Source organism: Paenibacillus cisolokensis (assembly GCF_018403665.1).
GTDB classification, from domain to species: domain Bacteria; phylum Bacillota; class Bacilli; order Paenibacillales; family Paenibacillaceae; genus Paenibacillus_AH; species Paenibacillus_AH cisolokensis.
Window position 1 is genome coordinate 1 of the sequence record NZ_BOVJ01000118.1, and the last position, 11467, is coordinate 11467.

Genomic DNA, 11467 nt, shown 5'->3' on the forward strand with positions numbered 1-11467 from the left:
GGCGCCGCCGATGAAGACGGCACCGGCCAGCGCGGCCGCGCTGCCGAGCGCGGTGACGCCGCCGCTCGTGCCCGGCGCCACCGGGCGGCCGCCGACGATCGAGCGAGGCGGCGTACGGCTGAGTGCGCCGAGCTCCGTCGCCCACGTATCGGCCGTCACGGCCGCCATGACGCCGACGAACGCGTGCAGCCAGCCGGGGTCGGGCCATACGGCATGGCCGGCGCAAAGCGCGAGTCCGAGACCGCCGTTGGCCCACACCTGCCCGGCGTCGCGCCGGCCCGTCTTGGCATATTTCGATTCGGCCTCCGCCTTCGAACGGTGCCGCCGCTTGTACTTCGACCAGAGCGTCGACGTGAGGAAGAAGGCGATCAGCGTGCCGAACCATACCGGTCCTCCGAGCGCGACGAACGCGGTTCCCATCATCGCGGCGGACCAGGCCCCCGAGCCGGATAGCGAGCGGCTTGCATAGGCGGCCAGCGCAATCAGTCCGCTGCCGGCGAATCCGGCCAGCAGATTGAGCCACCAGTAGTCTGTCAACATTTCCAATACGATTCCCTCCCTGTCCTGCGCGCGGAACCAGCCGGCCGCAAGCGTCAAGTGTAGTAGATTACGAAAAAGGCGGAGCGGCAGACTTGTCGTCTGCCGCTCGCTTCATCGGGCATCGCGCCGGTCACAGACTGCCGATCGCTTCTCGCCATCTGTCAGGATAATTGGTGCAAATCATCAGCTTCTCGTCCATTGCCGCCAGCTTGCGAATCGTTTTCACATCGTTAGCGGTCCACGCCATCGTCTCGATGCCGGCGCCCGCCAGCCTGCGCAGCCGTTCCGGATTGATCCGCGAATAGCCGATGGACAGAAAATCGGCGCCCAGTTCCGCCAGTTCCGCAGGCAGCGAATTCCGCCACGCGTCGAGGATAAGCCCGGTTCGCACGACTTTGCTCAGCTTGCGGACATTGCGCAGCGTTTCCGTATGGAACGAGGTGATGACCGTGTCGTGCTCCAGCTTGTAATCGTGAATCAAACCGAGAACGCGCTCTTCCAGGCCGGGATAGCGGCCGTCGGTTTTCAACTCCACATTGAGCCGGCATCTTCCGACCGTCAGCTCCAGCACCTGTTCGAATCGCGGAACCGGCTCGCCACGGAACGCCGGAGACATCCAGGAGCCCGCATCGAGCGCCCCCAGCTCGGCGGCCGTCAGATTGGCGACAGCCCCTCTGCCGTTCGTCGTCCGGTCGACCGTATAATCGTGAATGACGACGGGCACGCCATCCCGCGACAACTGCACGTCGATTTCGATCCATTGCACTTCCGGCATGCTCATCGCCAGCTTTATCGCGGCCAGCGTGTTTTCCGGCGCCGCGCCCGACCATCCCCGGTGAGCTACACACGGATTCCGCATCTTCCCCTGTCCCTCCGTATCATCAGCGTTTCCCATCGTCATCTTTTGCCGTTATTGTACCGTCCGGATGAATCTTCACACCGAACGAAATATCGTTCAGATGCGCGATCAACTTGGCCGCAGACGTTTTGTCCATCGGGCTCGGCTTCGATTGCTCGGCCCGCATCGGATGGAATTTCAGCTCGCAATCTCCGGCTTTCGAACATACGCAGTCCAACACGCCGGTATCCCGGGTTTTAAGAGTCGCCGTCATATTGAAAATAAAATTCCCGAGACTGTAGGCGATCCACTTGCCCTTATACCGTTCGAACCCTTGCAGCACATGCGGATGGGAACCGATGACGAGGTCGGCGCCCGCATCGATGAACTGTTTGGCCAGTACCTTCTGATGCTCGACGGGATGATCGACCCTTTCCCGGCCCCAATGCACCATGACGACGATGAGATCGGCGTCTTCCTTCGCCTTGCGGATCGCTTCCAGCGCTCTTGTCGAGTCGTACGCTTCAGCGAGGCCTTCCCGCTCCTTGGTCGCCTTCCATTCGACGACAGGCAGGACGCGGCTGAAGCCGAGATAGGCGACCTTGACGCCTTGAGCCTCCAGCACGGCGGGGCGATACGCCTCCTCTTCGTTGCGTCCTCCGCCCATGTGACGAATGCCGGCTTCGTCCAAATAATCGATCGTATCGAGCAAGCCGACCACGCCCTGATCGAGCGTATGGTTGTTGGCGACGCTTACGACGTCGAACCCCGCTTCCTTGAGCGCGTCGAGCGATTCGGGCCGGCCCTTGAACACATACTGCTTGTCTTCCGCCGGCGTCCCCCGTTTCGTGATCGGATTTTCCAGATTGCCGGCCGTAAGGTCCGGCTCCGTCAAATACGGAAGCGCATCCCGATACGGATAATCGTAGCCGTTCTTCCGCATCAGCTCCTCGACGGAAGATGCGAGCAGCAAATCGCCGACGAACGCCAGACGCACCTTCGCGCCGGAATCGTCCGGCCGCTCCTCCTCGCCGGACTGACCGGCGTTACCGTTCGCGCCGCCGCCGTTACCGGACTGCCCGGCGCTCCCGTCCGCGCCGCCGCCGTTACCGGACTGCCCGGCGCTCCCGTCCGCGTCGCAGCCGTTACCGGACTGCCCGGCGTTACCGCCCGCTTCGCCGCCATCGCCGGATTGCCCGGCGCTACCGGCCGCGCCGCCGCCATCACCGGATTGTCCGGCGCTACCGTTCGCGCCGCCGCCATCACCGGACTGCCCGGCGCTACCGTTTGCGCCGCCGCCATCGCCAGATTGCCCGGCACTCCCGTCCGTTCCCGGCCCTTTGGACGGCGGGGCGGCCGACTCCTCTTGCCGGGAATTTTCGCCCGCCGTCAAGCCGCCCGGCCGCGTCCCGTCCTTGCCTGTCAGCCAGGCAAACAGGATAATCGCGATGCCGGCCAGCATGACCAGATTGAGAACGGTAAGGCGACGCATCAATCTCCTGTGACGCCGCGAGGCTTCATTCTCCGAAATCGCCATAGCCTGAACCTCCGAAACATCTTTCCCTTATTGTCTCCCACTATATTTAAGAAGGCGGCGACCCGCCGAACGGACCGCCGCCCCGTATCATTATACCAGACATTCGGAGTGCAGTCGTCAATCGGACTGCAGAATGAATTTCGCAGGCCGTTCGGCGCGTCAAGACAGGGCGTCGAGCACCGCGGCGGCCGCTTCTTTGCCCTGGCGTATGCAATCGGGAAGCCCGACGCCATCGAACGCCGCTCCGGTCACCTGAACGCCGGGCAGCGCCGCCGCCAGACGGGCGCGGAACCGGGCGGTCCTGCCGACATGCCCGACCGGGTATTGGGGCATCGATCGGGCAAGCCGCGTCAGCTCGACGAACAGCGGTTCCGCCGTTATCCCCATCGTCTCGCGAATATCGCGCCGGACGTTCTGGATCAGCCGGTCGTCGGGAAGCATCGGAGAATGCTGGTCTCCCGCACTCCCGACGTAGCAGCGGACCAGCACCTTGTCATCCGGACTCGTATGCGGCCATTTGGCCGATGTCCAGGTGCTGGCGGTAATCGTCCGCCCGTCCGTACGGGCGGCGACGAAGCCGGTCGCATCGAACGAAATATCTTCAACATCGGCCTTGTCGAAAGCCATCACGACGTTCGCTACCGAGACGTACCGAATGCCGCGCAGTTCGCTGCAGTCGACAAGCGACTCCAGCAAATTGGCCGCGTCCCAGGCGGGCGTCGTGACGACGACGCCGTCCGCCCGGATCGTTTCGCCGCCGCCAAGCTCCACCTCGTACCCTCTCCGGCCGTCCGGCCGGCGCACGGCGTTCACCTTCGTCCCGAGCCGGATATCGCATCCGGCGAGCGCCTTCTCCAGCGCCTCGACCAGCGTGTACAGGCCGCGCCTGAACGTCAGAAAGACGCTGCCTTGCGCTTCCTTCGGCAGCGGCGGCGCGGCCGCCGCCTGACGGCGGCTGTGCCGGGTGCCGCGGATCAGGCTGCCGTGCTCCAGCTCCGCCTGCCGAAACTGGGGGAAGGTCGCCTGCAGGCTGAGCTCGTCGAGATCGCCCGCATAAATGCCGGCAAGCAGCGGTTCCGCCACCCGCTCCACCATTTCGCGGCCGAAGCGGCGCTCCAGGAATGCGCCGATCGATTCGTCTTCCTCGCCGGCCTTGGCCGGAATAAGCAGATCCTGCGTCGCGCGAAACTTCCCTTCCACCGTCAGCAGACTCGATTTCAACAGCGACGCGATGTCCGTCGGCACGCCGAGCACCATTCCTTTCGGGATCGGGTGGAGCGCTCCGCCGTGCAAAATATACGTTTTTGGGCCGCCGGATTCGTTCCCGTCAGCTCGTCCGCAATGCCGAGCTCGCGTGCCAGCTCGATCATCGCCGTTTTGCGGGCAAGGAACGAATCCGGCCCTTTCTCGATGACGAAGCCGTCCCGGTGCAGCGTTTCGATTTTGCCGCCTAGCCGGCCGGCCGCCTCCACCAGCGTCACCTTGACGCTTTGCCCCCGCTTTTCCGCTTCGCGGAGCAAATAAAAAGCGGAACTCAGTCCGCTGATTCCTCCGCCGATTACGACAATTCGATCAGGTCCGGTTCCGCTCATGTCATTCCCCTCTCCATCTATCCGCTTCTGTCACCGATTCCGCCAGCGCCTCCATGTACAGCGGGTCGGTATTGAGCATCTCGATCCGCTCCAGCGTCATGCCAAGCTCCCGGGCCGCCGCTTTCGCTTCGATATCGATATCGTACAGCACTTCCAGATGATCGGAAACGAAGCCGATCGGCGCCGACAGCACCTTCCGGTATCCTTGCTCGCTCACGTCCCGCAGCGTCTCCAGTATGTCCGGGCCGAGCCACGGCTCGCGCGTCCGCCCGGCGCTCTGCCACGTAAAGTCCCAATCGGACACGCCCGCCGCTTCCGCCGCCGCAGTTGCCGTTTCCAGCAATTGCCGCTCGTAAGGATCGTTCATTTCCCGGATTTTCTCGGGCAGGCTGTGCGCGCTGAACAGCACCTTCGTCTTGCCTTCGCCCGCCGCGGCAAGCTTTTCGAGTCCGGATACGAGCCGCACCCGCAGCGCCTCGATCAGCTTCGGATGCAGATGATACGACTTTACGAACTCGGCTTCGAGGCCGAGCGCTTCGGCTTTCTCCTGCGCCCGCTTGATATACCCGCCTACGCTCATGACGGAATAATGCGGCGCGAGCACGATGCCGACCGCCTTCCGAATGCCGTCCGCCGCCATCGCTTCCACGCCGTCCTCGATGAACGGCCGGGCATGCTTGAGCCCCTGATAGCAGACGTAACGGCCGGGCGCCGCCGCGTCGAGCGTCTCCTGCAGCGCCTGCACCTGCCGGTCGGTATTGGCCCGCAGCGGGAAGACGCCGCCTACGATGGCCTCATAGCGCGCTGTCAGCTCGGCCAGCATTTCCGGCGACGGCGGATTGCCTCTGCGTATATGCGTATAATATTCAGCGATTCCATCCATACTTTCCGGCGTCCCGTAAGACATGACGAGAACGCCGATTTTACGGTCAGACATTGGAGACCTCCTCTCGTGTCCGGCGAAGCGCAGCGGACGAATATTCGTGCACGAACGCGGTCAGCTCGCGCAGCTTGTCGAGCGACGCTTCCGGAAACAGCCCGTGGCCCAGATTGAAAATATAGCCCGGTTCGGCGATGCCCTGATCGATAATGGCTTTGGCCTGCTCTTCGATCACCGCCATCGGAGCCGTCAGCACAATCGGATCAAGATTGCCCTGTATGGCAAACTTGCCGCCGAGACGGCGGCGGCCTTCCGTAATCGACACCCGCCAGTCAAGTCCGATAACGTCCGCCTTCACGCCGCCCAGCTCGGGCAGAAGCTCCCCGGAGCTGACCCCGGGGAAATAAATTTTCGGCTGCGGCAAATCCGCCAGCTCGCCGAAAATCCGTTCGATCGTCGGCAGCACGTAACGGCGAAAATCATGAGGCGCGAGCGCCCCGACCCAGCTGTCGAACAGTTGGAACGCCTTGCCCCCCGCCGCCATATGCGCCCGCAAATAGGCGATGACCATATCGCCCAGCTTGTCCATCAAGCGGCCCCATACATCGGGCGCTTCGTACATGAGCGCTTTCGTGCGCAAATAGTTTTTGGACGGCCGTCCTTCGATCAGGTAGCTGGCGATCGTAAACGGCGCCCCCGCGAACGTGATCAGCGGCACGTCGAGCTCGCGGTCCAGAATGCGGATCGTTTCCAGCACATGGCCGAGATCTCCCTCCACATCAATCGGCTTCAGCCGCTCCACATCCGCAGCCGAGCGGATCGGATTGGCGATGACCGGGCCGACGTTGGCCACGATATCGAAGTCGATGCCGATCGAAGCGACCGGATTCATAATATCGGAATATAAAATCGCCGCATCGACGCCGAGCTTGCGGACAGGCATCATCGTCACTTCCGCGGCCAGCTCCGGCTGCCGGCAAATTTCGAGCAGCGAATATTTTTCTTTTATTTTGCGATAGTCGGGATCGTAACGTCCCGCCTGGCGCATATACCACACGGGTATGCGGTCGACGCTTTCCTTCCGGCATGCCCGAATGAAACGGTCGTTGCCATTCATAGAAGCCGTTCCCCATTTCTCCAAATTTCCCTTCGTTTCCATTATGCCCGTTTTACTAGCCCGTAACAACCACAAGCAGGTGCATTTCCATGACAATAGTATGACAAACCGGTCCGGTTTTACAAATAATTCAAACCGCCGTGACGCCCGGTTGACATTCGGAAACTATGCTTGTCCATGAAACCAAATTGCGGATCAGGGGAGTGGGGATGAATGGAACAAAATATGGACCGGCGCAAATTTTTGTCGTTTCTCGGCACCGGCGCGGCGGCGCTCGCGGCCGCATCGGCCGGACTCGGCACTTTGGAAGGCAAGGCGTCCGCCGTCTCGAAAACGGCGGATCATCTGTTCGGCTACAATACAAACCGGGTCAGCGGCTTCTTCGAGCCGATCGAGCCCTCCGACAGCGACCAGCTGCTGCTGCCCCGAAACTACAAATACGATGTCGTCGCCGCGTTCGACGATGTGATTAACAAAAAAGGCGAACGGTTCGGCGCAGGTTCCGACTACAACGCCTACTTCCCGATTGACGGCTCCAATACGCGCGGCCTGCTCGTCAACAATCACGAATATACCGACATCTTTTCCATCGGTCCGGTCGTGGACGGCAAAATGACCGCAAAACAGATCGAGCAAAATCTATATTACCAGGGGATGTCGGTCATTGAAGTTTACCGGGACGAGAACGGAGTCTGGAAAATGGACACGAATTCCAAATACGCCCGCCGCATCAACGGCTTTACCCGTTTCGAGCTGACCGGTCCCGCTGCCGGTTCCGATGCCGTCGGCAAAGCGAAGACGGTGCAGGGCACGTTCGCCAACTGCTCCGGCGGCGTCACGCTGTGGGGCACCGTGCTGTCCTGCGAGGAAAATTTCGAGGAAACCGCGGAAGTGTCCGGGCTGAATCCGACCCACTACGGCTGGGTTGTGGAGATCGATCCGTTCGACGGGAAATATTTGAAGAAGCATACGGCCCTCGGCCGCTTCCATCACGAAAATACGGCGATGGGGCTGGCGAAAGACGGGCGCGTCGTCGTCTACATGGGAGACGACAAGAAGGACGCCTGCGTGTACAAATTCGTCAGCAAGGGGAAGTACAATGCGGCGAAGGGCCGCGCCAACGCGGCGCTGCTGGAGGACGGCACACTCTACGTCGCCAGCCTGAAATCCGGCGCCTGGCTTCCGGTCACCATCGATGCGGTGAAAAAGGCGCTTGCGGACAGCAAGTTCAAAGCGCCGTCCGGCGTATCGGGATCGCGCGAGGAGCTGCTCGCCAAATTCCGCACGCAGGCGGACGTCGTCACGCATTGCCACGAAGCCGCACTGATCGTCGGCGGCACGCCGACCGACCGGCCGGAGGACATCGAAATTTCGCCGTTTGACAACACCGTATTTATTTGCCATACGAACAACGATTCCCACGGGAACATTCACGGCCATATTACGCGCATATTCGAGAACGGCGACAATCTCGCGGCCGAAAGCTTCGACTTCGAAATTTTCGCCGCCGGGGGACGGCAATCGGGCTTCAGCTCGCCGGACAATCTGGCTTTCGACTCGAACGGCAGCCTGTGGGTCGTCACGGACATTTCGTCGGGCAGCCTGAACAAAGGGGTGTACAAGTCGTTCAAAAACAACGGTCTGTTCGTCATTCCGACCGCCGGACCTGCCAAAGGAGAAGCGCTGCAATTCGCGTCCGGCCCGAGAGAGTGCGAAATGACCGGTCCGTTCTTCACGCCGGACGAGCAGACACTGTTTCTGTCGATCCAGCATCCCGGCGAAAATACGACCGACCTGAACAATCCGACGAGCCGCTGGCCGCACCGCAAGGGCGATACGAAAGCGCGCAGCGCTGTCGTGGCGATCAGCGGATTCAAACGCAACGGTTAAGTTCGAAAGGAGCTGATCCAACATGCCCTTCGGCAATATCGGAATCGGGGGACTTCTTCTCATTCTGCTCATCGCGCTGATCGTTTTCGGACCTTCGAAGCTTCCCGAGCTTGGCCGCGCCTTCGGCCGCACGCTGAGCGAATTCAAGAGCGCGACGCGGGGGCTCGTCGGCGGGGAGCCGGAGACCGGGAACCAAGACGGCGAAGAAGACGCGAAGGACGCGAAGCCTTCCGCCGCGGCGCCGAAATCGTAATATGGGCAAAGGCAAGGAAATGAGCTTTATCGCTCATCTGGACGAGATGAGAAGCCGGCTCATCCGGACGCTTGCCGCCTTTCTCGTCTCGCTGGCCGCCGCTTTTCTGTACGTGCGCGACATCTACGAATGGCTCGTGCGGGATATGGAGCGAAAGCTGGTCATTCTCGGCCCGTCCGATGTGATCTGGGTTTATTTCATGATCGCCGGCGTCGCGGCCATTGCCGTGACCATTCCGGTCGCCGCTTACGAGACGTGGAAATTCGTGCAGCCGGCGCTGTCCGAAAGCGCCCGGCGGAAGACGCTGCTCTTCATCCCCGTCATGTTCGCGCTGTTTGTGACCGGCATAGCGTTCGGATACGGCGTGCTGTTCCCGATGGTGCTCTCGTTCATGGAGCAGATGGCCGCCGACTTCGAAGCGATGTATACGGCGGAAAAATATTTCCGGTTCATGCTGTACATGACGCTGCCGTTCGGATTTTTGTTCGAAATGCCCGCCGTCGTCCTGTTTCTGACGAAGGTTGGCATTCTGAATCCGGCGCGGCTCGCGAAAGGGCGCAAAACGGCTTATTTCGTTCTCGTCGTCGTCGCGGTGACGATAACCCCGCCCGACATCCTGTCGGATATAATCGTAATCGTCCCGCTGCTCTTGCTGTATGAAATCAGCGTCACGATCTCCAGGCTCGCCTGCCGGAAACGGCCGGAGCCGCAAAACCGGTAGCTTGCGCCAAACCGCAGCATCCCCTCCGCCCGATCACGGACGGAGGGGATGCTTCATGCCGGCTTCAGCAAGCGGCTGCGCCGCTCCGCGGCGGGCTCTGCGCTTCGTCCTTCACTTCGACGATCAGCTCGATCTCAACCGGCGTATGAAACGGCAAATCGCTCGTTCCGATCGCGGAGCGGGCGTGGCGGCCCGCTTCTCCGAACAGCTCGATCAGCAAATCGGAAGCGCCGTTAATGACATACGGCTGATCGGCAAAGCCGGGAGCGCTGTTGACGAAGGCGAGCATTTTCACGACCTGCGCCACCCGATCGAGCTCGCCGATTTGCCGCTTGATGACCGCCAGCGCGTTGACGATGCAGCGGCGCGCCGCTTCCTGCCCCTGTTCGATCGTCAGCTCGGCGCCGAAATCCACTTTCCCCATATTCCGTCACTCCTTATCCTAATACGTCAGGATTTAGGGCAGCAGCCCTCCAGACTGCGGGCGGCACGCAGCATCGAGCCGGCGGCCGGAAACGAGGTCACCTTGCGCACCGCTTCCTCCAGACCGAGCAGCCGACGCTTTCGCACATACTCCGCGAACAGGCGGGGAAAGGTGCCGGACAGACGCGGATGCGGCTTCCCCGTCTCGCAGTGAAGACTGTCGGAGGCGATCAGCGAATGCGGATAGCGGATGACTTGCTCGACGTCGCGGTCATCCATATGGTAGTACACGAACGCCCCGCCCGCATCGATCGTTTCGCCGGCTTGCGGGAGCTGCCATGATTTGTCTGCAGCAATGTGCTATACTTGAAGAAACGGCACTGCACCATATGGTTAACGGACTGCTTGGTCTGCTCGGGAGGTGCATCGTTATAGAGCAGTGGAAAATCAACCTCGCCGTCATGTGGGTCGGGCAGTTTATGGTTATGGGCGGCATGACGATGATCTTGCCGTTTATGCCCCTGTATTTGCAGTCCGATCTGGGGCTTGCCGACCAGCACGAGATCGCCACATGGGCGGGAATCATCTTCGCCAGCAATTTCATAACTTCGTTCTTTTTCAGCCGCTCTGGGGAAAGCTCGCCGACCGCTACGGGCGCAAGGCGATGCTGCTGCGCTCCGGCTTCGGCATGGCGATCGTGATGGTGCTGATGGGTTTTGCGAGCAGCCCGTGGCAGCTGCTCCTTCTCCGGCTTGTGAACGGGACCATTTCCGGCTTCAATCCGGCATCCGTCGCCCTCATCTCGACCAATACGCCGCGCAACCGTATGGGGTTCGCGCTGGGGACGCTGCAGTCCGGAGGCATTGCCGGAACGATACTCGGACCGTTAATCGGCGGATTGATGGCGGACGCTATCGGCTATCGGCCGATCTTTTATTTGACCGGAAGCATGCTGTTCGGCGCTTCCCTGCTTGCCCTGTTCGTTGTGAAAGAATCGTTCGACAAGGAGAAGGCCGCTTCTTTGCCGCAGGTGTCGGTCATCGAAGGTTTCCGGCAGCTCAAACGCATTCCACAGCTGCTGAGCTTGTTCGTGGCCACATTCCTGATCCAGTTCGCGATGATGAGCCCGATGACGCTCATTCCGCTGTTCGTCCAGCAACTGCACGGAACGGCCGAAAATTTGGCGTTCTGGTCCGGCTTCGTCGGCTCGGTAACCGGCATGTCCAACCTGGTCGCCTCCCCGATTCTCGGAAGGCTGAGCGACCGTGCCGGGGCGGAGAAGCTGCTCGCCGTCTGCCTGATCGGAGCGGCGGTCATGTTCATTCCCCAGGCGTTGGCCGGCGAAGTATGGCAGCTGCTGCTGTCCCGGTTCGCGCTCGGCATCTTTCTCGGCGGACTTATCCCGACGGTCAATACGCTCATCCGGAAATATACGCCGGAAGGGATGGAGAGCCGGGCCTACAGCTTTAATACGAGCACGCTCAGCCTCGGCAACATGACAGGACCGGTCGTCGGAGGGGCGCTTTCCGGCTGGATCGGCATCCAGGGGCTTTTCCTTCTGTCCGCCGGTCTGCTGTTTTTGAACGGGGTATGGGTCTGGCAGTCGCTTCTGCGCCGCGGCGGCGGAACCGGCTCCGCGACCTCTTCGGATTGACAGCGGATCGAGTAGGAGGGGG

The 11467-nt window shown here is 61.4% G+C and carries 9 protein-coding genes and 3 pseudogenes; 4 read left to right on the top strand and 8 right to left on the bottom strand.

The features are described 5' to 3' along the window. The 6 genes and pseudogenes from PACILC2_RS16295 to hemE all read right to left on the bottom strand — a co-directional run. Positions 1 to 540: DUF92 domain-containing protein (locus PACILC2_RS16295; protein WP_213529547.1), on the bottom strand; the 540-nt coding region annotated here is incomplete at its 3' end. Between the two features lie 130 nt (positions 541 to 670). Continuing rightward, entirely contained in the window at positions 671 to 1399 is a 729-nt protein-coding gene (locus tag PACILC2_RS16300) for a glycerophosphodiester phosphodiesterase (RefSeq protein ID WP_213529534.1), read from the bottom strand. 22 nt (positions 1400 to 1421) lie between these two features. After that, a complete protein-coding gene (locus PACILC2_RS16305; protein WP_244863568.1) occupies positions 1422 to 2915 on the bottom strand; it encodes a CapA family protein in 1494 nt (497 codons plus the stop codon). A gap of 159 nt (positions 2916 to 3074) precedes the next feature. After that, positions 3075 to 4426: pseudogene (gene hemG / locus PACILC2_RS16310) on the bottom strand (protoporphyrinogen oxidase); the annotation flags it as partial. An 82-nt stretch (positions 4427 to 4508) separates the two neighbouring features. Further along, a complete protein-coding gene (gene hemH, locus PACILC2_RS16315; protein WP_213529536.1) occupies positions 4509 to 5444 on the bottom strand; it encodes a ferrochelatase in 936 nt (311 codons plus the stop codon). Continuing rightward, positions 5437 to 6504 carry a uroporphyrinogen decarboxylase gene (gene hemE / locus PACILC2_RS16320; RefSeq protein ID WP_213529539.1) on the bottom strand — a complete coding sequence of 356 codons (1068 nt, stop codon included), beginning with the start codon at positions 6502 to 6504 and terminating at the stop codon, positions 5437 to 5439. The genes hemH and hemE overlap by 8 nt, the downstream gene beginning before the upstream one ends. Before the next feature lie 213 nt (positions 6505 to 6717). On the opposite strand from hemE, the gene PACILC2_RS16325 reads away from it, so the two are divergent. The 3 genes from PACILC2_RS16325 to tatC are packed head-to-tail and all read left to right on the top strand — an operon-like array spanning position 6718 to position 9368. Further along, on the top strand, positions 6718 to 8394 hold the full coding sequence (locus PACILC2_RS16325) for a PhoX family protein (protein WP_213529541.1): 1677 nt from the start codon (positions 6718 to 6720) through the stop codon (positions 8392 to 8394). A 22-nt stretch (positions 8395 to 8416) separates the two neighbouring features. Continuing rightward, the gene (tatA, locus tag PACILC2_RS16330; protein ID WP_213529543.1) at positions 8417 to 8647 is read left to right on the top strand and encodes a twin-arginine translocase TatA/TatE family subunit; all 231 of its coding nucleotides are present in this window, start codon (positions 8417 to 8419) and stop codon (positions 8645 to 8647) included. Between the two features lies 1 nt (position 8648). Further along, positions 8649 to 9368, top strand: a complete 720-nt coding sequence (gene tatC / locus PACILC2_RS16335; protein ID WP_062494255.1) for a twin-arginine translocase subunit TatC — start codon at positions 8649 to 8651, stop codon at positions 9366 to 9368. A gap of 64 nt (positions 9369 to 9432) precedes the next feature. On the opposite strand, the pseudogene PACILC2_RS16340 reads toward tatC, so the two are convergent. After that, positions 9433 to 9774 (bottom strand): annotated as a pseudogene (locus PACILC2_RS16340) (RidA family protein); the annotation flags it as partial. Between the two features lie 44 nt (positions 9775 to 9818). Next, positions 9819 to 10082: a hypothetical protein gene (locus PACILC2_RS16345; protein WP_244863569.1), complete on the bottom strand. Its 264-nt coding sequence runs from the start codon at positions 10080 to 10082 to the stop codon at positions 9819 to 9821. 140 nt (positions 10083 to 10222) lie between these two features. On the opposite strand from PACILC2_RS16345, the pseudogene PACILC2_RS16350 reads away from it, so the two are divergent. Then, positions 10223 to 11445, top strand: a pseudogene (locus PACILC2_RS16350) (MFS transporter). Positions 11446 to 11467: the final 22 nt, after the last annotated feature.